The sequence below is a fragment of the Tardiphaga sp. GW821-FHT12E02 genome (genome assembly GCF_058807155.1).
Window position 1 is genome coordinate 3,164,140 of record NZ_JBXAQK010000001.1, and the last position, 19,235, is coordinate 3,183,374.

The 19,235-nt window shown below is 63.7% G+C and carries 23 protein-coding genes; 16 read left to right on the forward strand and 7 right to left on the reverse strand.

Annotated elements, in window-relative coordinates; genetic code table 11:
• Window positions 1-17: 17 nt before the first annotated feature.
• The 5 genes from AC1RQ5_RS14930 to AC1RQ5_RS14950 all read left to right on the forward strand — a co-directional run bounded on the left by AC1RQ5_RS14930 (window position 18) and on the right by AC1RQ5_RS14950 (window position 5,242).
• Entirely contained in the window at window positions 18-1,241 is a 1,224-nt protein-coding gene (locus AC1RQ5_RS14930; RefSeq protein WP_493199980.1) for an ABC transporter substrate-binding protein, read from the forward strand.
• Window positions 1,242-1,281: 40 nt separating this feature from the next.
• Window positions 1,282-2,499, forward strand: coding sequence for an ABC transporter substrate-binding protein (locus AC1RQ5_RS14935; protein ID WP_398480516.1), 1,218 nt, complete (start codon window positions 1,282-1,284; stop codon window positions 2,497-2,499).
• Window positions 2,500-2,626: 127 nt separating this feature from the next.
• Window positions 2,627-3,502, forward strand: a complete 876-nt coding sequence (locus AC1RQ5_RS14940; protein ID WP_398480514.1) for a branched-chain amino acid ABC transporter permease — start codon at window positions 2,627-2,629, stop codon at window positions 3,500-3,502.
• Window position 3,503: 1 nt separating this feature from the next.
• Complete coding sequence (locus AC1RQ5_RS14945) at window positions 3,504-4,526, forward strand: branched-chain amino acid ABC transporter permease (protein ID WP_398480512.1); 1,023 nt, start codon at window positions 3,504-3,506, stop codon at window positions 4,524-4,526.
• 341 nt (window positions 4,527-4,867) lie between these two features.
• Window positions 4,868-5,242: a YbaN family protein gene (locus AC1RQ5_RS14950; protein WP_493199983.1), complete on the forward strand. Its 375-nt coding sequence runs from the start codon at window positions 4,868-4,870 to the stop codon at window positions 5,240-5,242.
• Here AC1RQ5_RS14950 and AC1RQ5_RS14955 read toward each other — a convergent pair whose 3' ends face one another.
• Complete coding sequence (locus tag AC1RQ5_RS14955; RefSeq protein WP_398480508.1) at window positions 5,243-6,118, reverse strand: LysR family transcriptional regulator; 876 nt, start codon at window positions 6,116-6,118, stop codon at window positions 5,243-5,245.
• An 86-nt stretch (window positions 6,119-6,204) separates the two neighbouring features.
• Between AC1RQ5_RS14955 and AC1RQ5_RS14960 the strand changes: the two genes are divergently transcribed.
• The gene (locus AC1RQ5_RS14960; protein WP_493199985.1) at window positions 6,205-7,449 is read left to right on the forward strand and encodes a YbfB/YjiJ family MFS transporter; all 1,245 of its coding nucleotides are present in this window, start codon (window positions 6,205-6,207) and stop codon (window positions 7,447-7,449) included.
• 45 nt (window positions 7,450-7,494) lie between these two features.
• Here the strand turns inward: AC1RQ5_RS14960 and AC1RQ5_RS14965 are convergent, their stop codons facing one another.
• On the reverse strand, window positions 7,495-8,262 hold the full coding sequence (locus AC1RQ5_RS14965; RefSeq protein WP_398480504.1) for a cation efflux transmembrane domain-containing protein: 768 nt from the start codon (window positions 8,260-8,262) through the stop codon (window positions 7,495-7,497).
• Between the two features lie 62 nt (window positions 8,263-8,324).
• On the opposite strand from AC1RQ5_RS14965, the gene AC1RQ5_RS14970 reads away from it, so the two are divergent.
• Window positions 8,325-8,717: a MerR family transcriptional regulator gene (locus AC1RQ5_RS14970; protein ID WP_398480502.1), complete on the forward strand. Its 393-nt coding sequence runs from the start codon at window positions 8,325-8,327 to the stop codon at window positions 8,715-8,717.
• A 6-nt stretch (window positions 8,718-8,723) separates the two neighbouring features.
• On the opposite strand, the gene AC1RQ5_RS14975 is transcribed toward AC1RQ5_RS14970, so the two are convergent.
• Both AC1RQ5_RS14975 and AC1RQ5_RS14980 read right to left on the reverse strand, forming a co-directional pair.
• Window positions 8,724-9,020 carry a HigA family addiction module antitoxin gene (locus tag AC1RQ5_RS14975; protein WP_398480499.1) on the reverse strand — a complete coding sequence of 99 codons (297 nt, stop codon included), beginning with the start codon at window positions 9,018-9,020 and terminating at the stop codon, window positions 8,724-8,726.
• A 41-nt stretch (window positions 9,021-9,061) separates the two neighbouring features.
• Window positions 9,062-9,346, reverse strand: coding sequence for a type II toxin-antitoxin system RelE/ParE family toxin (locus tag AC1RQ5_RS14980; RefSeq protein ID WP_493199987.1), 285 nt, complete (start codon window positions 9,344-9,346; stop codon window positions 9,062-9,064).
• A gap of 200 nt (window positions 9,347-9,546) precedes the next feature.
• Between AC1RQ5_RS14980 and AC1RQ5_RS14985 the strand changes: the two genes are divergently transcribed.
• Together AC1RQ5_RS14985 and AC1RQ5_RS14990 are read left to right on the forward strand one after the other, a co-directional pair.
• Window positions 9,547-10,191: a DUF47 domain-containing protein gene (locus AC1RQ5_RS14985; RefSeq protein WP_398480495.1), complete on the forward strand. Its 645-nt coding sequence runs from the start codon at window positions 9,547-9,549 to the stop codon at window positions 10,189-10,191.
• Window positions 10,192-10,202: 11 nt separating this feature from the next.
• The gene (locus AC1RQ5_RS14990; RefSeq protein WP_398480493.1) at window positions 10,203-11,219 is read left to right on the forward strand and encodes an inorganic phosphate transporter; all 1,017 of its coding nucleotides are present in this window, start codon (window positions 10,203-10,205) and stop codon (window positions 11,217-11,219) included.
• Between the two features lie 124 nt (window positions 11,220-11,343).
• Here the strand turns inward: AC1RQ5_RS14990 and sugE are convergent, their stop codons facing one another.
• On the reverse strand, window positions 11,344-11,658 hold the full coding sequence (gene sugE / locus AC1RQ5_RS14995) for a quaternary ammonium compound efflux SMR transporter SugE (RefSeq protein WP_398480491.1): 315 nt from the start codon (window positions 11,656-11,658) through the stop codon (window positions 11,344-11,346).
• Between the two features lie 184 nt (window positions 11,659-11,842).
• On the opposite strand from sugE, the gene AC1RQ5_RS15000 reads away from it, so the two are divergent.
• Window positions 11,843-13,462 carry a peptide chain release factor 3 gene (locus AC1RQ5_RS15000; RefSeq protein WP_493199990.1) on the forward strand — a complete coding sequence of 540 codons (1,620 nt, stop codon included), beginning with the start codon at window positions 11,843-11,845 and terminating at the stop codon, window positions 13,460-13,462.
• A gap of 109 nt (window positions 13,463-13,571) precedes the next feature.
• On the opposite strand, the gene AC1RQ5_RS15005 is transcribed toward AC1RQ5_RS15000, so the two are convergent.
• A complete protein-coding gene (locus AC1RQ5_RS15005; protein WP_493199991.1) occupies window positions 13,572-14,045 on the reverse strand; it encodes an SRPBCC family protein in 474 nt (157 codons plus the stop codon).
• Here AC1RQ5_RS15005 and AC1RQ5_RS15010 point away from each other — a divergent pair.
• Window positions 13,989-14,630 carry a hypothetical protein gene (locus AC1RQ5_RS15010; RefSeq protein ID WP_493199993.1) on the forward strand — a complete coding sequence of 214 codons (642 nt, stop codon included), beginning with the start codon at window positions 13,989-13,991 and terminating at the stop codon, window positions 14,628-14,630. The genes AC1RQ5_RS15005 and AC1RQ5_RS15010 overlap by 57 nt on opposite strands.
• Window positions 14,631-14,874: 244 nt before the next feature.
• Here the strand turns inward: AC1RQ5_RS15010 and AC1RQ5_RS15015 are convergent, their stop codons facing one another.
• Window positions 14,875-15,867 (reverse strand): Bug family tripartite tricarboxylate transporter substrate binding protein, encoded by a 993-nt coding sequence (locus AC1RQ5_RS15015; RefSeq protein ID WP_493199995.1) that lies wholly within the window; start codon window positions 15,865-15,867, stop codon window positions 14,875-14,877.
• Window positions 15,868-15,996: 129 nt separating this feature from the next.
• On the opposite strand from AC1RQ5_RS15015, the gene AC1RQ5_RS15020 reads away from it, so the two are divergent.
• The 5 genes from AC1RQ5_RS15020 (at window position 15,997) to AC1RQ5_RS15040 (ending at window position 19,187) form a co-directional block, all read left to right on the forward strand.
• Window positions 15,997-16,581, forward strand: coding sequence for an NnrU family protein (locus AC1RQ5_RS15020; RefSeq protein ID WP_398480463.1), 585 nt, complete (start codon window positions 15,997-15,999; stop codon window positions 16,579-16,581).
• Window positions 16,582-16,584: 3 nt separating this feature from the next.
• On the forward strand, window positions 16,585-17,433 hold the full coding sequence (gene panB / locus AC1RQ5_RS15025) for a 3-methyl-2-oxobutanoate hydroxymethyltransferase (RefSeq protein WP_398480461.1): 849 nt from the start codon (window positions 16,585-16,587) through the stop codon (window positions 17,431-17,433).
• A 102-nt stretch (window positions 17,434-17,535) separates the two neighbouring features.
• A complete protein-coding gene (locus AC1RQ5_RS15030; RefSeq protein ID WP_493199997.1) occupies window positions 17,536-17,790 on the forward strand; it encodes a hypothetical protein in 255 nt (84 codons plus the stop codon).
• Between the two features lie 167 nt (window positions 17,791-17,957).
• A complete protein-coding gene (locus AC1RQ5_RS15035; protein WP_493199999.1) occupies window positions 17,958-18,611 on the forward strand; it encodes a tetratricopeptide repeat protein in 654 nt (217 codons plus the stop codon).
• Window positions 18,612-18,632: 21 nt separating this feature from the next.
• Entirely contained in the window at window positions 18,633-19,187 is a 555-nt protein-coding gene (locus AC1RQ5_RS15040) for a hypothetical protein (protein ID WP_493200000.1), read from the forward strand.
• The last annotated feature ends 48 nt before the right edge of the window (window positions 19,188-19,235 follow it).

A 19,235-nucleotide genomic window follows, 5' to 3' on the forward strand; every position in this document is an offset into this window, starting at 1 on the left:
TCAGGGAGAGAGACACAATGCTGAACAAGAAGGTTACGTCATCGCTACTTGTGATCGCGGCTATGTTGGCCGCGAACTCCGTAGCATCGGCGCAGGACAAGACGGCCAAGATCGGCGTGCTGAACGACCAGTCTGGCCTCTATGCCGACATCACCGGGCAGGGCTCGGTGCTGGCCGCGCAGATGGCGGTCGAGGATTCGGGACTGACGGCGAAAGGCTGGAAGATCGAAGTGCTGGTGGGCGATCATCAGAACAAGCCGGACGTGGGCGTGAACATCGCCCGCCAGTGGTATGATCGCGACAAGCTCGACGTCATCGTCGACGTGCCGACCTCGTCGGTGGGTCTCGCCATCGCCAATGTGGTCAAGGAAAAGAACGGCGTCTATCTGAACTCCGGTTCGGGCACGTCGGATCTCTCCAACGCGCAGTGCTCGCCCAACACCATCCACTGGGCTTACGACACCTATCAGCTCGCCAACGGCACCGGCACCGCGCTGACCAAGGCCGGTGGCGACACCTGGTTCTTCCTCACCGCGGACTACGCCTTCGGCACCGCGCTGGAGCGCGACACCACCGCGGCTGTTGCGGCCGTCGGCGGCAAGGTGGTCGGCAGCGTGCGCCCGCCGCTCAACACCCCGGACTTCTCGAGCTTCCTGCTGCAGGCGCAGACCTCGAAGGCCAAGGTCATCGGCCTCGCCAATGCCGGCGGCGACACCATCAACTCCATCAAGCAGGCGTCGGAATTCGGCATCGTCAAGGGCGGCCAGAAGCTCGCCGGCCTCTTGATGTTCATCACCGACATCCATTCGCTCGGTCTGCCCGTCGCCAATGGCCTGAACCTGACCGAGACCTTCTACTGGGATCTCAATGACGGCACGCGCGCCTTCTCCAAGCGCTTCCAGGACCGCGCGAAGAACAAGGCGATGCCGACCACCGTGCAGGCGGGCGTCTACTCGTCGCTGATCCATTACTTCAAGACGCTCGATGCATCCGGCGGCAATTCCCATGATGGCATCAAGGTTGTCGCCAAGATGAAGGAAACGCCGACCGACGATCCGCTGTTCGGGAAGGGAACGATCCAGCCCAACGGGCGCAAACTGCATCCCGCCTACCTGTTTGAGGTGAAGAAGCCCGAAGAATCCAAGGGGCCGTGGGATTACTACAAGCTGGTGGCGACGATCCCTGCGGATCAGGCGTTCACTCCGCTTGAGAAGAGCACCTGCCCACTGTTGAAGAAATAGTGCTCTCGGCGCGTGCCGGGAGCAGTCTGAAGAGGATTGAATGTCGAAAGTGATTACCAGACTTCTGCTCGGCACCGCCATTGCAGCTGCGACCGTCTCCACGGCCGCCGCACAGGACAAGAACGTCAAGATCGGTGTGCTCACCGATCTCTCCGGCATCTATGCCGATCTCGCCGGCCCGGGCTCGACCCTGGCCGCGCAGATGGCCGTTGAAGACTCCGGCCTCAAGGCCAAGGGATGGACCATCGACGTGATCTCCGGTGATCACCAGCACAAGCCGGACATTGGCGCCAATCTCGCGCGCCAGTGGTTCGACCGCGAAAAGATGGACATGATCACCGACGTCCCGAATTCGGGCGTGGCACTTGCGGTGAACAACGTCGTCAAGGAGAAGAACGGCGTCTACATCAATTCCGGCGGCGGCACCTCCGACCTCACCAATGCCCAGTGCACGCCGAACACGGTCCACTGGACCTATGACACCTACAACCTCGCTTACGGCACCGGCACCGCGCTGACCAAGGCGGGTGGCGACTCGTGGTTCTTCCTCACCGCCGACTACGCCTTCGGTGCAGCCCTCGAACGCGACACCACCAATGCGCTGAAGGCCGCGGGCGGCAAGGTCACGGGCTCCGTCAAGCATCCGCTGAACTCGTCGGACTTCTCGTCCTTCCTGCTGCAGGCGCAGTCGTCGGGTGCCAAGGTCATCGGCCTCGCCAATGCCGGCGGCGATACCTCGACCTCGATCAAGCAGGCCGCCGAATTCGGCATCAGCAAGGGCCAGAAACTGGCCGCGTTGCTGCTGTTCCTCACCGACGTGAAGTCGATCGGCCTCGATCTCGCCCAGGGTCTGTCCTTCACCGAGACCTTCTATTGGGACATGAATGACGGCACCCGCGAATTCTCGAAGCGCTTCTCGGCGCGTTCGAAGGGCGCGGCGCCGCCGACCATGGTGCAGGCCGGCGTCTATTCCGGCACGCTGCATTACCTGAAGTCGCTGGAAGCCATGGGCGGCAATCCGCATGACGGCGCCAAGGTCGTCGCCAAGATGAAGGAAATGCCGACCGACGATGCACTGTTCGGCAAGGGTTCGATCCAGCCGAACGGCCGCAAGATCCACCCGGCCTATCTGTTCGAGGTCAAGAAGCCCTCGGAATCGAAGACGCCGTGGGACTACTATAAGCTGGTCGCGACCATTCCTGCCGATCAGGCCTTTACGCCGCTCGACAAGAGCACCTGTCCGCTACTGAAGAAATAAACTGAGCTGTGGCCCGGAGACGTCAGTCACCGGGCCACGACTTCCACGAAAGCATGATCCCGAAAAGTGGGTTTCCGGTTGTCGGATCAGATCATGCTTCACTAACAACTCTAGAGTTGAAAGCACCATGTCGATCAATCTCCAGGCCTTGTCCGCACAATTGCTGGTCGGGCTCATCAACGGCTCTTTCTATGCCTTGCTGAGTCTCGGTCTCGCCGTGATTTTCGGCATGCTGAACATCATCAATTTCGCCCATGGCGCGCTCTATATGATGGGCGCCTTCGTGGCTTACTTCCTGCTCAACCTGGCAGGCATCGGCTACTGGCCGGCGCTGTTCCTGGCGCCGATCATCGTCGGCGTCTTCGGCATGATCCTGGAGCGGACCATGCTGCAATGGATCGCCAATCTCGACCATCTGTATGGCCTGCTGCTCACCTTCGGTCTGGCGCTGATCATCCAGGGCGTGTTCCAGAACTATTTCGGTTCGTCGGGCCTGCCTTACGCGATCCCGGATGCGCTGAAGGGGGGCGTCAATCTCGGCTTCATGTTCCTGCCGATCTATCGCGGCTGGGTCGTCATCTTCTCGCTGATCATCTGTATCGCAACCTGGTTCCTGATCGAGCGCACGCGCCTCGGCGCCTATCTTCGCGCAGCAACTGAGAACCCGACGCTGGTGCGCGCTTTCGGCATCAACGTGCCCTTGATGATCACGCTGACCTACGGTCTCGGCGTCGGCCTGGCCGCGCTCGCCGGCGTGCTCTCGGCGCCGATCAACCAGGTTCGCCCGCTGATGGGCGCGGACCTGATCATCGTCGTGTTCGCGGTCGTCGTCATCGGCGGCATGGGCTCGATCATGGGATCGATCATCACCGGCTTCACCCTCGGCATCATCGAGGGCCTGACCAAGTATTTCTACCCCGAGGCCTCCAACACCGTCGTCTTCGTGCTGATGGTGCTGGTGCTCCTCGTCAAACCATCGGGCCTGACGGGACGGACCAACTGATATGACCACGATCACCGAAAATTCGATCCCCACCGCGCAGACCCGTGGCACCAAGGACGAGATGGTCGCCTTCGTGATCATGACCGTCCTGCTGGTCGCCGTGCCGTTCTCGGGCCTGTATCCCTTCTTCGTCATGCAGGCGCTGTGCTTCGCGCTGTTCGCCTGCGCCTTCAACCTGCTGCTCGGCTATGTCGGCCTGCTGTCCTTCGGCCATGCGATGTTCATGGGCACCGCGGGCTATGTCACGGCGCATATGGCAAAGGTCGGCACCATCGGCTTCAAGGTCCCGTTGATCGGCGAGTTCATGATCAATATGGGCCCGCTGTCGCCGGAACTGTCCATCGTGTTCGGCCTTGTGGCGGCGCTCGTGCTCAGCGTTCTCACCGGTCTGGTCGCGATCCGTCGCCAGGGCATCTACTTCGCCATGATCACCCTGGCGCTGTCGCAGCTCATCTTCTTCCTCTATCTGCAGACGCCGTTCACCCATGGTGAAGACGGCATCCAGGGCATCCCGCAGGGCAGACTGTTCGGCCTGTTCGACCTGTCGAAGCCGACCACGCTGTATTACGTGATCCTGGTCGGCTTCCTGATCGGTTTCCTGATCGTCTTCCGCGCCATCAATTCGCCGTTCGGCGAGGTGCTGAAGGCGATCCGCGAGAACGAACCGCGCGCGATCTCGCTGGGCTACAAGGCCGACCAGTACAAGCTGCTGGCCTTCATCCTGTCTGGTACGCTGGCCGGCTTCGCCGGCGCGTTGAAAGTGTTCGTGGCGCAGAACGCCTCTCTCACCGACGTGCACTGGACCATGTCGGGCGAAGTCGTTCTGATCGTGCTCGTGGGCGGTCTCGGTACGCTCTATGGCCCGGTGGTCGGCGCCTTCGTCATCATCGCCATGCAGCAATATCTCGCGGGCTTCGGCCAGTGGGTGACGGTGATCCAGGGCGTGATCTTCGTGGTCTGCGTGCTGACCTTCCGCCGCGGCGTCATCGGCGAGATCGGCCACCTGTTCAAGCGCTCGCTGTAAGGGCAGGGCGTAATTGTAGGATGGGTAGAGCGAAGGCGCGTTTGCGCCGAAGCGAAACCCATCGGCGGACTTTGCCGCAACGACGGAATGATGGGTTTCGCTTCGCTCTACCCATCCTACGCGAACGCCGCCGTTAGGCGGCGTTTTGCATTCTCCGCCCTCATCCTGAGGAGCGCGCAAGGCGCGCGTCTCCCAGCGAATGGCAAGCCATTCGCAAGGGATTGCGGCATACTCGGAGCCAGGCCATCTCATGGTTCGAGACGGCGCTTCGCGCCTCCTCACCATGAGAGACTGAGTGTGCGCGTAGCGCGTAGGATAGTTTGGAACGAAAGACCGTCTGCATGAAGAGAGCCATCTTCGCCTGTCTCGGCGGCCTCATGCTGCTGCTCGGCATGATCGGCATCGTCACGCCGCTGCTGCCGACGGTGCCGTTCCTGATCCTTGCTGCATGGTGCTTCGGCAGATCCTCTCCGCGCCTTGAAGCCTGGATGCTCGATCATCCCCGCTTCGGTCCGAGCCTGCGGCGCTGGCGCGAACAGGGCGCCATCCCCCGCCGTGCGAAATGGATGGCGGTGACGGGGATGACGATCGGCTATGCGATCTTCTGGACGCAGGCCCGGCCGGGTTGGATGCTTGCGACAGCGGTGGCGGTCGTGATGCTCGGCTCCGCCGCTTATGTCGTGTCCCGGCCGGAGCCGGCGGTGACCGATCCGTGACTACGCGCTGTGATCGGTGGTGCATTCGACGAAGCATCGCAAAGCAGCCGTCACGAATGTATCCCGGCGCTGCACGAAAACCGTTTCCGCATATGCAATCTCGTCGGGCAGCTGATGCGCGCGGATGCGTCCGTCGCTGATGGCGCCGGCGATCACCGCGCGCGGCAGCAGCGCAAAGCCGACACCCGCAGTGACGCAGCCCACAATGCCGTCGAGCGTCCCCATCTCCATCCGCGGCACGCTGACCAGGCCCTCGCGCGCCAGGAATTCGTCCGTGCGTTGACGATAGGAGCAGCCCGCCCGAAACACGATGACCTTGCCGGCCGCCCGGTGGTCGCGACGCAACTCCGCCACGCCCGACACGCGCGGGGAAGTGGCCAGCACGAGTTCTTCGCGGGCGACCTTGAAGGACGCCAGTTCGGCATGCTGCGCAGGCCCGGCCACGAACGCGCCCTCCAGCTCGCGCTCAAGCACGCGCGCGACAAGCGCCTCGGTCGTTCCTGTCGCGATGGTCACCGATACATCGGGATAGCGGGCGGAATAGGTGGCGAGGATCGGCGGCAGGCGCAGGGCCGCCACGGTCTCCATGGCGCCGATCCGCAACGCGCCGCCTGGCACGACATCGTCGCATGCGACGAGGCGGGCCTCCTCGAGCAGTTCTGCCACCCGCCGTGCATAGGGCAGCAGACGCTCGCCGACCGTTGTCAGCGTGACGCCCTGCTTGGAGCGATGAAACAGCGTGACGCCGAGCTTGTCCTCGAGGGCGCGGACACGCTGGGTCACGTTGGATTGCACGGTATTCAGCTGTTGCGCCGCGCGCCCGATGGCGCCGGCCTCCGCGACGGCGGCGAAGACCCCGAGCTCGATGCTGTTCATGTCATCTCCATTTCAGATGGACGACATCGATTATAATCATTATTTTTGTTTGATCGAGAGGTTTAGAGCGGGTGTGGAGGTGTCACATGTCCACTCTGTCCGATCGCTCGTCCCACATGCATCCCAAGCCCGCTGCCGGATCCGACATGTGGCGATGGGCCTTTGCCGGCCTGGCCGCATCATTCGTGGGGATCGGCCTCGCGCGCTTCGCCTATACGCCGCTGGTGCCGGCGCTGATCGCCGCGAAATGGTTTGCGGCGTCCGACGTCATGTATTTCGGCGCCATCAATCTGGCCGCCTATTTCGTCGGGGCGGCGGTGGCGCGTCCGCTGGCGGTGCGGTTCGGCGCGGTTACGGTGCTGCGACTGTCCATGCTGTCGGTCGTGGTCGCCTGTTTCGCCTGTGCGGTGCCGCTGTCCTTCACCTGGTATCTGGTCTGGCGCATTCTGCCTGGGATTGCTGGTGGCCTCATCATGGTGCTCGCCGCATCGACAATTCTGCCGCATGTCGCTGCATCGCGCCGGGGCCTTGTCGGTGGCCTTGTGTTCGTCGGTGTCGGCCTCGGTGCCGCCGCCTCGGGAACGCTGGTGCCGCTGCTACTGCGCGAAGGCCTTGCCGCCTGCTGGATCGGCTTTGCAATGCTCTCGGCCCTGCTGACGGCCGCGAGCTGGCGCAGCTGGCCTGATGACGCAGGCGAGGGCGCGAACCCCACTCCCGTGCGGCAACGACTCGGCACCAAGGCGCGCCGGCTGAACCGATCGCTCATCGCGGAATACGGGTTGATCGCTTTCGCGATGGCGCCGCACACGGTCTTCCTCGTGGATTATGTGGCACGCGAACTCGGCCTTGGCATCGATGCCGGTGCGGGCTTCTGGGTGCTGTTCGGATGCGGCGCGGTCGCGGGTCCGCTGATCACCGGGCGCATCGCGGACCGGATCGGCTTCGGTCGCGCGCTGACGCTCAGTTATGGCTTGGTAGCGATCGCCGTCGTCGCGCTGCCGCTCGGCACGCATCTGACGGCGCTGCTGATCATATCGAGTGTTGTGATCGGCGGCTTCACGCCGGGCATCGTGCCGCTCGCGCTTAGCCGCGTGCATGAACTCGTGCCCGGCGATCCCGCTCTGCAGCGCGCCATCTGGGGCCGCGCGGTCACCTGTTTTGCCGGCGGGCAGGCCGTCGGCGCCTATGGCCTGTCGGCGCTGCTCGCCCATGGCGTCGTGAGCTACGCAACGCTGTTCATGCTGGCCGCTGCCGCCGCCGTGCTGGCGCTGGTGCTCAATCTGGCGACGGGCCTGACGGTGCGTGGAGTGCCCGAGAAGCGGCTCCCGTAGATGCGTTCAGGACATCGTCGGTCGCGTGTGTCGCTTCGGGAGCGATCACGCAGAGTCCTGCGAGTACAGCGGAGCGTCAGCTCGGCCAGCATCGTCTGCGTACTCACGCCACGCCTGCCGCAGAATCTGCACCGACGACGTCAGGAAAATCCCGGCCATCACGCCGGCGACGGCGAGGTCCGGCCATGCGCTGCTTGCTCCCCAGACGCCGAGCGCCGCGACCATCACGATGACATTGCCGATCGCATCATTGCGCGAGCACAGCCAGACCGAACGCACATTGGCGTCACCATCCTTGTAGCGCATCAGCAGCAGCACAGAAGCCAGGTTGGCGGCGAGCGCCATGACGCCGATCGTGCCCATGACTTCGGCATTGGGCAGGCCGAGGATCAGCGTGTGATAGACGGTGGAGCCGAACACCCACAGCGCCATCACGCTGAGCGACAGGCCCTTGAACAGGGCGGCCATCGACCGCGTGCGAATGCTGGCACCAATCACCGCAAGACTGAGCCCGTAGGTCACGGTATCGCCGAGGAAGTCGAGCGCGTCGGCCTTGAGCGCCTGCGATCCCGCGAGCTGTCCCGCGATCATCTCGACGACAAACATCAGCCCGTTGATCGCGATCACCGTCCATAGCACCCGCTTGTAGCGGGGATCGACTCCATCGAAGACCGGCACGCCGCCGGAGCAGCCACAGGCGGCGCCGGCGCAGGTATCCTGCGTTATGGGCGCGACGGACTTCGGCGCCAGTTTCGCAAAATCGATCGGCGGCGGCGCGCAGCAACTGTCGGTGGTGCAGGTCTTGTCGGTCATCGGTGTTTCCTTGCAGCTGGCGCAAGCGTACAACCTCTAGCGACTAGAGGTTCAAGGACAAAATGGATCACACCATCGGAGAGGCCTCGCGCCTGACCGGCATCAAGGTGCCGACCATCCGCTATTACGAGGGCATCGGCCTGCTGGCCGCACCGGCGCGGACCGAGGGCAAGCAGCGCCGCTATCGGGCGGAGGATATTGCGCGGCTGAACTTCATCCGTCACGCCCGCGATCTCGGCTTCGAGATCGCAGACATTTCCGAATTGCTGGCCCTGAGCGAGGGCCCGGATCAATCCTGCGCGCAGGTCGACGTGATCACCCGCCGTCATCTCGCCGACGTCGATCGCCGCATCGCCCAACTCACCGCGCTGCGCGGCGAGCTCATGCGCATGGTCGACGAATGCAGCCACGGTCGGGTCTGCGAGTGCCGGGTGATCGAGACACTGTCCGGGTGAGGGGACTCACGCCGCCGCGTAGGCTGTGATCTTCTTGATCTGCGGCGCGAGTTCGTCCTCGGCCGTTTCAAGGTCGTAGCGCGCCTGCATGTTCATCCAGAACGCAGCCCCAGTCTTGAAGAATTTTCCGAGCCGCAGCGCCGTGTCGGCAGTGACGGGCTTTTCTTCGCGCGCGATGCGTTCGATGCGCGTGCGCGGCACGTTCAGCGCCGCAGCGACAGCGTAAGGTGTCAACTTGAACGGGACGAGAAATTCTTCTCGCAGGATTTCGCCGGGATGCACCGGCGGAAGTTTCTTTGGCATGGGTGATGTCCTGACAGGTGGCTACAATCGGCCGGGTTCAGCTAGTGGTAGTCGATGATCTCCACGTCTTCGGGGCCAGCATCGGTCCAGCGGAACACGACCCGCCATTGGTCATTGATGCGGATCGAGTGTTTGCCCGCTCGGTCGCCCTTGAGAGCTTCAAGGCGGTTGCCGGGAGGCGCTTTCAGGGCCTCGAGAAATCCGGCGGAATCCACCATGATGAGCTTTCGACGCGCGACCTTGGCAAGATTGTCAGGAAACCCTTTGGGAATGCTGCGCCCCTGAAGGAGCGCCTCCGCGAACTTCCCTTTGAAGCTTCTGATCATTTTGCAATACGTATCCTAAGGAGATACGTATTTCAAGATTTTGGTATCTCCATGGGATACTAATGTGGTGGGTAAAAGTGGGTGGAGGAGAGGCCCACCGGCGATTGCTCCCAATGCCCGGACATGCTTTATGACAGTTCCGTGACAGGGGCCGCCGGGCGGTTCCAGTCACGTCGTTGTCCTGATTCCTGGGTGCCCCGATGCTGCGTCTGTTCCGATCCTTTCTGCCGCGGGAGGAGCGGTTCTTCGACCTCTTCGCCCAGCATTCGAAAGCCGTGAGCGAGGGCGCCAAGGCGCTGGCCGGCATGCTGGAAGGCGGCGAGGAGACGCCGGTCTATTGCCAGCGCGTCAACCAGTTCGAGAACGACGCCGACAACATCACCCGCGAGGTGCTGACCGCGGTGCGGCGCTCCTTCATCACCCCGTTCGACCGCATCGACATCAAGAACCTGATCGGCGCGATGGATGATTCCATCGACCAGATGCAGCAGACCGCAAAAGCCGTGATGCTGTTCGAGGTGCGCCAGTTCGAGCCGCCGATGCGCGAGATCGGCACGCTGCTGGTGCAATGCGCCGACCTGATCGGCAAGGCGGTGCCGCTGATGGACAAGATCGGCGACAATGTCGGCCTGCTCACCGCGATGACCGAGGAGGTCGGCAAGCTCGAGGGCCGCGTCGATGATCTCCATGACATCGGCTTGAAGGAGCTGTTCCTCAAGCACCGCAACGCCAACACCATGGACTTCGTGGTCGGCGCCGAGATCTACAAGCATCTCGAAAAGGTGGCGGATCGCTTCGACGATGTCGCCAACGAGATCAGCAGCATCGTCATCGAGCAAGTGTAAGGGCAGGGCCAGTGGACGCCTCCCTCGCTCTTCCCGTGCTGATCGGCCTGATCGCCGTCGCACTGCTGTTCGATTTCCTCAACGGCCTGCACGATGCCGCCAATTCCATCGCGACCATCGTCTCCACCCGTGTGCTGCGTCCGCAATACGCCGTGTTCTGGGCGGCGTTCTTCAACTTCATCGCCTTCACGGTGTTCGGCCTGCATGTGGCCAACACCATCGGCACCGGCATCATCGACCCCTCGATCATCGATCCCGCGGTGATCTTCGCCGCTTTGATGGGCGCCATCGTCTGGAACCTGATCACCTGGGCGCTTGGCATCCCGTCGTCCTCGTCGCACGCGCTGATCGGCGGCTTGCTGGGCGCGGGCCTCGCCAAAGCAGGGCTCTCCGCTGCCGTGTGGGGCGGCCTGCTGAAGGCGTTGCTGGCCATCGTGCTGTCGCCGCTGGTGGGGTTCCTGCTGGCGCTGGTGCTGGTGGCCATCGTGTCGTGGGCCTCGGTGCGCTCGACGCCGTTTGCCGTGGACCGCGCCTTCCGCATCCTGCAATTTGTCTCGGCCTCGCTGTATTCGCTCGGCCATGGCGGCAATGACGCCCAGAAGACCATGGGCATCATCGCGGTGCTGCTGTATTCGCAGGGCTATCTCGGCAGCGAGTTTTCGGTCCCGTTCTGGGTGGTGCTGTCGTGCCAGGCGGCGATGGCGCTGGGCACGCTGATGGGTGGCTGGCGCATCGTCCGCACCATGGGCCTGCGCATCACCAAGCTGACCCCGATGCAGGGTTTTTGCGCCGAAACCGGCGGTGCCGCGACATTGTTCGCGGCGACCTTCATGGGCGTGCCCGTCTCCACCACCCACACCATCACCGGCGCCATCGTCGGCGTCGGCGCAGCCCGCCGTGTGTCGGCGGTGCGCTGGAACGTGGCGAGCTCGATCGTCTATGCCTGGGTGATCACGATCCCCGCGGCAGCGATCGTGGCGGCGGCGACGTGGTGGATCGTGAAGCTTCTGCATTTGAGCTTCATCTGAACTCCGCCCCTCATCCTGAGGAGCGGCCGCTTGGCCGCGTCTCGAAGGATGGCAGCGAACTCAGAGCCCGGCCAGCTCATGGTTCGAGCCGGCGCTTCGCGCCTCCTCACCATGAGAGGCGGAGCTAGCTCACCAGCTTGAGCCCGGCGATCCCCGCCACGATCAGCCCGATACACGCGATCCGCGCCACCGTGGCGGGATCACCGAACAGGTAGATGCCCAGCGCCGCCGTGCCGACCGCGCCGATGCCGGTCCAGACCGCATAGGCGGTTCCCATCGGCAGGTCCTTCAGCGCCAGCGCCAGCATGCCCACCGAGGCCGCCATGCTGGTCAGCGTCAGCACCGACGGCACGAGCCTGGTGAAACCCTCGGTATATTTGAGCCCGACAGCCCAGCCGATTTCGAGCAAACCGGCAACGAACAGAATGAACCAGGCCATGACACGGCCTCCTGCAAAAAGGCAGGGCCGTCCCTGCGGATGAATGAAAATTTGGAGGTCGTCCTCGCCCGCTTTATATGGGGATCAGGCGTGCCCGCCGCAACGCGGCGCAAGGTCGCCATCCAGGTCGGCCGACCCGTCAAAAACCCTTGAAATCGCTCTCTTTCCCTGCCACAGCCCGCATATGTCCGACATCGCCGCCGTCACCACCGAATCCGCCGCGTCCCCGCTTGCCGCGGAAGTCGCCCGCCGCCGCACCTTCGCGATCATCTCGCATCCTGACGCCGGCAAGACCACGCTGACGGAAAAGCTGCTGCTGTTCGGCGGCGCCATCAATCTGGCCGGCCAGGTCAAGGCCAAGGGCGAGCGCCGCAACACGCGCTCCGACTGGATGAAGATCGAGCGCGACCGCGGCATCTCCGTCGTCACCTCGGTGATGACCTTCGAATTCCAGGGCCATGTCTTCAACCTGCTGGACACGCCCGGCCACGAAGACTTCTCGGAGGACACCTATCGCACGCTCACCGCGGTGGACTCCGCCATCATGGTGATCGACGCCGCCAAGGGCATCGAGGCGCGCACGCTCAAGCTGATCGAGGTCTGCCGCCTGCGCGACATTCCGATCATCACCTTCGTCAACAAGATGGACCGCGAGAGCCGCGACGTGTTCGATCTCCTCGACGAGATCGAGAAGACGCTGGCGCTGGACACCGTGCCGATCAACTGGCCGGTCGGCCGCGGCCGCGATTTCATGGGCACCTATGACATCGAGACCGGCGGCATCCGCCTGCTCGAAGGCGGCGGCGCCAAGACCGGTGCGGCCGAGAAGATCGCCATCGCCGATCTCGCCGGCCGCAATCAGAATCTCGATGCCGATGAGATCGCCGGCGAACTCGAACTGGTGAAGGAAGCCGGCAAGCCGTTCGACCTGCAGGCCTTTCGCGAGGGCCATATGACCCCGGTCTATTTCGGCTCGGCGCTGCGCAACTTCGGCGTCGGCGACCTGCTGGAAGGCCTCGGCCGCTACGCGCCGCCGCCGCGCGCGCAGGAAAGCAATGCCCGCAAGGTTGAAGCCGACGAGCCGCGCATGTCGGCCTTCGTGTTCAAGATCCAGGCGAACATGGATCCCAACCACCGCGACCGCATCGCCTTTGCGCGCCTGTGCTCGGGCAAGCTGACCCGCGGCATGAAGGCGAAGCTCGTGCGCACCGGCAAGAACATGTCGCTGTCGAGCCCACAGTTCTTCTTCGCCCAGGACCGCGCGATTGCGGACGAGGCCTTTGCCGGCGACGTGGTCGGCATCCCCAATCACGGCACGCTGCGCATCGGCGACACGCTCACCGATGGCGAGGACATCACCTTCATCGGCGTGCCGTCCTTTGCGCCGGAAATTGTGCGGCGCGTGCGCCTCGGCGATGCCATGAAGGCCAAGAAGCTGAAGGAAGCCCTGCAGCAGATGTCGGAAGAGGGCGTCGTGCAGGTGTTCCGCCCCCGCGATGGCGCTCCGGCGCTGGTCGGCGTGGTCGGCCCGCTGCAGCTCGACGTGCTGAAGGCGCGGTTGGATGCCGAGTATCAGCTGCCGGTGAGTTTCGAGATCTCGGAATTCTCGCTGGCGCGCTGGATCTCGTCCGACGATGCGAAGAAGCTCGACACTTTCATGAACGCCAACAATTCCGGCGTCGCCGACGACGTCGACAACGATCCGGTGTTCCTGGCGAAGAACGACTTCTATCTGAACTACACCAAGGAACGCGCCGAAGGCATCGTGTTCTCGAGCGTGAAGGATGTGAAGAAGAAGGGGTAGCTCGCAGCCGTAGGATGGGTAGAGCGCAGCGAAACCCATCGGCGGAGCCAGTCACATCGACGGAACGATGGGTTTCGCTCCAGCGTGTCGCGCCTTCGCTCTACCCATCCTACGAACAACGCTCCTCCACCATCCTCTTGATATTCCCCAGCCCCAATTCCGCTTCCGCATCGATCCGCGCCACGATCTCCGGCGTCGCTTCCTTCGGCCGTGCCGGGTTACGGACCGTGCGCGTAAACCGCGTCCCGCCATCCACCTCCGTGCAGACATACTGCACCACGATCGGCCCGACGACGCTGAGATGCGTCAGGCCGATCCACAGCCGCGGCCGCTCACAGGCGATCACCAGCCAGTCGAGGCCGACCGGGCCTGCGCGCGTGGACCAGCGTTCGTGAAAGGTGTCGCCAAAACCCATAGGACGGTCGGCGCAATCGATCTCGTGCGACGACGGCAGCCATTCCGGCCATGACTTGGGATTGGTCACATAGTCGAATACGGCCTCGGCCGGTGCGGCGATCACGATGGAATGGCTGCGCTCGAACGGATGCGTGTGGCCTTGCGGCTTGAGATCGATGGTGGACATGCCGGCATTTCCTCATTCGCGGTTTTGAACCGTCTTTCTGCTCGTTGCGACGAAATGAAACCACAGCAGACTCCGCTGCGGAATGCCATCACTCATGCCAAGGGACTGGAGACAGGGATGTTGAAACTGCTGGGCTGTACCGCCGTCGCCGCGTTGTTCGCGATTGTCCAGATTGATGCGAGCCTCGCCCAGAGCGCGCCGGCCGAGAAGGCCGAGCCCGCCGCTGCAGCGGAGAAAGCGGCGGACAAGCCCACCGAAAAACCAGCGGAAAAGCCCGTGGCCGAGAAGCCGGCGGCTTCTACCCCAGCAGCCGAACGCTCAACCAGCGACAAAGCCGCGACAGACAAGCCCGACGAGAAGCAAGCTATCCGCTCGCCGATCAAGCGGGAGGCGGACAAGCCCGCTGCGGACAAGCCGGCTGCCGACAAAGCCGCGGCGGCCGATGACGAGAAGCCGAAGAAGAAAAAGAAGATGACGCGCCAGCAGGAGCTGGATCACTCCATCGACACCGGCACTGTGCCTGCGCGCTATCGCAGCCAGGTGCCGAAGGAATATCACCAGTTCATTCCGTTTGCGAAGCAGTGAGTCATCAACCTCTTCCTGCATTGTCCGGCAGGGCTATGGCTGCTTGAGGGATGAGGAGATGGCTTGGCCTGCATGGTTCGAGACGCCCGCTTCGCGGGCTCCTCACCATGAGGGTCTGCTACACAGCCATACTCAGCCCTCATCCTGAGGAGCGGCCCCTTCGGCCGCGTCTCGAAGGATGGCAGCAAGCGGCTTCCGAAAGGGCGGATGACGGCTTCGCCTGATCCGCCCTACGGGCGCGCGCTTACTCGATCCTGATCTTCGCCGCCTTGATCACATCGGCCCACAGCGCCTTCTCGTCATTCATGCGCTTCTTCAATTCCTCCGGCGTGGTCGGCGACGGCGTGATCAGTTGCGCCTTCAGCTTCTCGATCACCGCGGGCTCGGTCAGCGTCTTGCGCACTTCCGCATTGATCGCGGCCACCACATCCTTCGGCAGACCGCCCGGACCCACCAGCGCATTCCACGCATCCGATTGCACGTCGATGCCGCTTTCCTTCAGCGTCGGCACATCGGGCAGGAACGGCGAGCGTTGCGCCGTCGTCACCGCGAGAATCTTCACCGCGCCCGTCGAGAGCTGCGGGGTCACGCCGATCGCTGGCAGGCACGCCACCTGGACATCGCTGCGGATCAGCGCGGTGGTTGCAGCCGGCGACGAGGGATACGGGATGTGCACCATGCTGACTCCGGCCTTCTGCGCGATCGCCTCCATGCAGATCTGCGACAGCGTGCCGATGCCGATCGAGCCGTAAGCGAGCCCCTTGCTGTCGGTCTTCGCCTTGGCCAGCAGCTCCGCCACCGAATTGACGCCCAGACTTGTGGGCACCGCGAGCGCGCTCGGCAGCTGCGTCAACAGCGTGATCGGCGCGATGTCGGTGTCGGGATTGTAGGGCAGCTTCGCGAATAGCAGCGTGTTGATAGCCAGCGGGCCGCCGAGTGAGATGCCGATCGTTGAGCCATCCGGCACAGCCTTGGCGATGGCGTCGGTGCCGATATTGCCGGACGCGCCGGGCTTATTCTCCACCACGAAATTGGTGCCGGGATGCCGCGCGGCGAGACTGTCGGCTAGCACGCGGCCGACGATATCCGGGCTCGCGCCGGGGCCGAACGGCACGATGATGCGCACGAATTTCGGCGGCCACACCGATTGTGCCGAAGCGGCATGGGGCACGGCAAAAAGCAGTGCGGCTGCGAGCGCCATGCGGGCGAGGTGAGTGGTGGTGGCGTTTCGCAGCATTGCGCGTTTCCCCAGAAAAGTGATACCGGACGTCGTCCTGCCCGGCCATGAAGCGAGCGGGACCATAATTGGAATTTCGGGGCGAGCAACCCATCCGGCACGCAACCGCCCTGCGGGAGGACGACGATCATGGGCCTGAGCGTGATGATCCTTGGCCTCGTGCTGTTTCTCGGCATCCATCTCTTCATCACCAAACGCAATGCTCGTGCCGACCTGATCGCGCGGATCGGCGAGGGCGGTTACAAGATCGCGTTTTCGCTGGTGTCCGTGGTTGGTCTGGCGCTGATCGTCTGGGGCTATGCGCAATACCGCGCCACCGGCTGGATCAATGTCTGGTATCCGCCGACAGCGATGAAGCACATCACCATTCTGCTGATGCTGCCCGCCGTCATCATGGTCGCCGCCTCCTATATTCGCGGCCGCATCTACACCACGCTGAAACATCCGATGCTCGCCGGCATCAAGCTGTGGGCGCTGTCGCATCTGCTCGCCAATGGCGATCTCGGCTCGATCATCCTGTTCGGCTCGTTTCTCGCCTGGGCGGTGATCGATCGCATCTCGCTGAAGCGCCGCCCCGACAGCGGCGCGCCGCCGATCCCCGTCGGCGGTGTGGCCAACGATGCGATTGCCGTCGGTGTCGGTGTCGTCGCTTATCTCGCTTTGGCGTTTGCCTTCCACCCCGTGGTGATCGGCGTGCCCGTGTTTGGAGCTTAATCCATGTCGATTCAAACCGCCGTCAAACGCAAGACTGCACCCGATATTCTGGCGCGCAAGAATGGCGAGCCGATCGTGATGCTCACCTCGTATCACGCGCATACGGCCTCATTGGTCGATCGCTATTGCGATGTCATTCTCGTCGGTGACAGCCTCGGCAACGTCATGCACGGGTTCGAGACCACGGTGCCGGTGACGCTGGAGATGATGATCCTGCAGGGGCACGCTGTCATGCGCGGCTCGAAGCAATCGCTTGTCGTCGTCGATATGCCGTTCGGCTCGTATGAAGCCTCGAAGGAGCAGGCCTTCCATTCCGCCGCGCGCATCATGAAGGAGACGCATTGCGGCGCCGTGAAACTCGAAGGCGGTGCGCGCATGGCCGAGACGATTGCGTTTCTCGCCGAACGCGGCATTCCCGTGATGGCGCATATCGGCCTCACGCCGCAGTCCATCAATGCGCTGGGCTCGTTCCGCTCGCAGGGGAAAGAGGAAGCCGACGCGCTTGCGCGCGGCGAGAATGTGAGCGGCCCGATTCAGAACGATGCGATCGCTGTCGCCCAAGCCGGTGCGTTCTCCGTCGTCATCGAAGCCGTGGCCGAACCGGTCGCGCGGAAAATCACGCAGACGATCGCGATCCCCACCATCGGCATCGGCGCGAGTTCGGCCTGCGATGGTCAGGTGCTGGTGCTGGAAGACATGCTCGGCCTCAATGCGCGGGTGCCGAAGTTCGTCAAGAAGTACGGCAATCTCGGTTCCATGATCGAGGCGGCCATCGAGGGCTACGCCACCGAGGTGCGCTCGCGCGCGTTTCCGGGGCCGGAGCATGTCTATGGTGGCAAGCCGAAGGCGTGAGGCCGCGGCCACAATGTGGCCGCAAGAAATGCGCGCGCGAATGGGAATTCGGCGCATATTCCGGTGTTGAATCGGCAGGGCAGCGTGCGAAGGACGATTCCCATGAAGACCTTGAAACTGCTCGGCTTTGCCGCCGTTCTGGCCCTGCTGCCGCAAGCCGGCCACTGTGAGGACGCAAGGCGGCCGCAACAGCCACGGCCGCGCGCCGAGCAGCCGCGCCAAGTCGTTGATCCCGCTGCACTTGTTCGCGGTAACGCAGCACTCGGCGGTAACAATGCCAACTCCGCCTTCGGCGATAACGGCGCCGATTCCAATGCCAATGGCCGCACCAGCGGCGGCGCCGGGGGCATGAACTGACACGCGCAAATCGGTTTATGTATTAAGCTTTTCAGGATAACGCCTTGATCGCGTTGGCTTTGCCTTGCCAACGCCATAACGCTAGGGTATCGCCGCCGCAACGCGCGGGCGATGGCCTCTGCGCTGCTCGGGGTGAGCGCGGCCGATCCGTCACAGGAAATCTTGAAGTGTCTGAATTATTTAATGAAGTCGACGAGGACCTGCGTCGCGAGCAGCTCAAGAGGATCTGGGAAAAGTATTCCCTGCTGATCATCCTGGTCGCGATCCTGATCGTCGGCGGCGTCGGCGGCTGGCGCGCTTATTCCTATTTCGAGGCCAAGAAGGCCGCCGCGGCCGGCGAAGCCTTTGACAAGGCTTCGGAATTGTCCGAGCAGAACAAGCCCGCGGAAGCCGAGGCCGCGTTCCTCAAGCTCGCGGCCGAAGCGCCCTCGGGCTACCGCACCATGGCGCGCCTGCGCGCCGCCGGTGAGGCGTCGAAGCGCGATGTGGCCGCAGCCGTAAAGCTTTATGACGAAGTGATCGCCGACACCACGGTCGGTGCCCCCGAAAAGGATCTCGCCCGCGTCCGCGCCGGCGCTTTGCTTGTGGAATCAGCAGCTTATGATGCGCTACAGGCGAAGCTCGAGCCCGCCACGGCCGCCACCAGCACCTATCGCCACTCGGCCCGTGAACTGCTCGCACTGGCCGCCTGGAAGGCGGGCAATGCCCCTGAGACCCGCAAATGGGTCGAGGCGATTTCCAACGACAGCGAAACGCCATCCAGCATCCGCACCCGCGCCGAGTCGCTGCAAGCTTTGCTGCCGCCCGCGGCCAAGAGCTGATTGAGTTTGAGTGAGAAGCCCATGCGTTCGTCGATGCAACGTCTTGTTTCCGCTGCTGTTCTCGTCACGCTCGCCAGCGTGCTGACGGGCTGCGGCGGCGCGTCCAGCTGGGATCCCTCGGATCTGCTCGACTTCATGGACACCAAGAAAAAGCTCCCCGGCGACCGCCGTCCGGTCTTCCCCGAAGGCGTTCCCGGTCTCGAACAGGGCGTGCCGCGCGATCTCTACAAGGAAAGCCAGCAGCGCCAGCAGGCCGAACAGGCCGCTGCTGCCGCCGCCGCGGCCCAGCCGCCGCAACCCGCGCCCGGTGCGCCGAGCGGCCGCAAGGCGTCTAAGTCCAAGAGCCGCGGTGATGTCGAGGTCGGCACCGTGCGCCAGGACGGCTCGCCCGCTGCTGCGGAAGAGGGCAGTGCCGCCGGCGTCGCCCAGCCGCCGGCTGGTCGCAAGATCACCCGCCGCCGCACCACCGCGCCGCCGCCGGAAGAGCCGGCTGCAGCTCCGGCCGCGCCTGCACAGCAGTCGCAGCCATCGGGCGGCTTCCCGGCACCGATGCCCTCGGGCAGTTTTTCACGCTAACCTCGCGCGTAAGCGCGCATTGACAGAACGTCCATAACGGGCGCACGG

What these genes read in the sequence shown, in the direction of transcription:
- AC1RQ5_RS14930 (WP_493199980.1), top strand. Translation starts at nt 18, where the DNA reads ATGCTGAACAAGAAGGTTACGTCATCGCTACTTGTGATCGCGGCTATG.
- AC1RQ5_RS14935 (WP_398480516.1), top strand. Translation starts at nt 1,282, where the DNA reads ATGTCGAAAGTGATTACCAGACTTCTGCTCGGCACCGCCATTGCAGCT.
- AC1RQ5_RS14940 (WP_398480514.1), top strand. Translation starts at nt 2,627, where the DNA reads ATGTCGATCAATCTCCAGGCCTTGTCCGCACAATTGCTGGTCGGGCTC.
- AC1RQ5_RS14945 (WP_398480512.1), top strand. Translation starts at nt 3,504, where the DNA reads ATGACCACGATCACCGAAAATTCGATCCCCACCGCGCAGACCCGTGGC.
- AC1RQ5_RS14950 (WP_493199983.1), top strand. Translation starts at nt 4,868, where the DNA reads ATGAAGAGAGCCATCTTCGCCTGTCTCGGCGGCCTCATGCTGCTGCTC.
- AC1RQ5_RS14955 (WP_398480508.1), bottom strand. Translation starts at nt 6,118, where the DNA reads ATGAACAGCATCGAGCTCGGGGTCTTCGCCGCCGTCGCGGAGGCCGGC.
- AC1RQ5_RS14960 (WP_493199985.1), top strand. Translation starts at nt 6,205, where the DNA reads ATGTCCACTCTGTCCGATCGCTCGTCCCACATGCATCCCAAGCCCGCT.
- AC1RQ5_RS14965 (WP_398480504.1), bottom strand. Translation starts at nt 8,262, where the DNA reads ATGACCGACAAGACCTGCACCACCGACAGTTGCTGCGCGCCGCCGCCG.
- AC1RQ5_RS14970 (WP_398480502.1), top strand. Translation starts at nt 8,325, where the DNA reads ATGGATCACACCATCGGAGAGGCCTCGCGCCTGACCGGCATCAAGGTG.
- AC1RQ5_RS14975 (WP_398480499.1), bottom strand. Translation starts at nt 9,020, where the DNA reads ATGCCAAAGAAACTTCCGCCGGTGCATCCCGGCGAAATCCTGCGAGAA.
- AC1RQ5_RS14980 (WP_493199987.1), bottom strand. Translation starts at nt 9,346, where the DNA reads ATGATCAGAAGCTTCAAAGGGAAGTTCGCGGAGGCGCTCCTTCAGGGG.
- AC1RQ5_RS14985 (WP_398480495.1), top strand. Translation starts at nt 9,547, where the DNA reads ATGCTGCGTCTGTTCCGATCCTTTCTGCCGCGGGAGGAGCGGTTCTTC.
- sugE (WP_398480491.1), bottom strand. Translation starts at nt 11,658, where the DNA reads ATGGCCTGGTTCATTCTGTTCGTTGCCGGTTTGCTCGAAATCGGCTGG.
- AC1RQ5_RS15000 (WP_493199990.1), top strand. Translation starts at nt 11,843, where the DNA reads ATGTCCGACATCGCCGCCGTCACCACCGAATCCGCCGCGTCCCCGCTT.
- AC1RQ5_RS15010 (WP_493199993.1), top strand. Translation starts at nt 13,989, where the DNA reads ATGGCTGCGCTCGAACGGATGCGTGTGGCCTTGCGGCTTGAGATCGAT.
- AC1RQ5_RS15005 (WP_493199991.1), bottom strand. Translation starts at nt 14,045, where the DNA reads ATGTCCACCATCGATCTCAAGCCGCAAGGCCACACGCATCCGTTCGAG.
- AC1RQ5_RS15015 (WP_493199995.1), bottom strand. Translation starts at nt 15,867, where the DNA reads ATGCTGCGAAACGCCACCACCACTCACCTCGCCCGCATGGCGCTCGCA.
- AC1RQ5_RS15020 (WP_398480463.1), top strand. Translation starts at nt 15,997, where the DNA reads ATGGGCCTGAGCGTGATGATCCTTGGCCTCGTGCTGTTTCTCGGCATC.
- panB (WP_398480461.1), top strand. Translation starts at nt 16,585, where the DNA reads ATGTCGATTCAAACCGCCGTCAAACGCAAGACTGCACCCGATATTCTG.
- AC1RQ5_RS15030 (WP_493199997.1), top strand. Translation starts at nt 17,536, where the DNA reads ATGAAGACCTTGAAACTGCTCGGCTTTGCCGCCGTTCTGGCCCTGCTG.
- AC1RQ5_RS15040 (WP_493200000.1), top strand. Translation starts at nt 18,633, where the DNA reads ATGCGTTCGTCGATGCAACGTCTTGTTTCCGCTGCTGTTCTCGTCACG.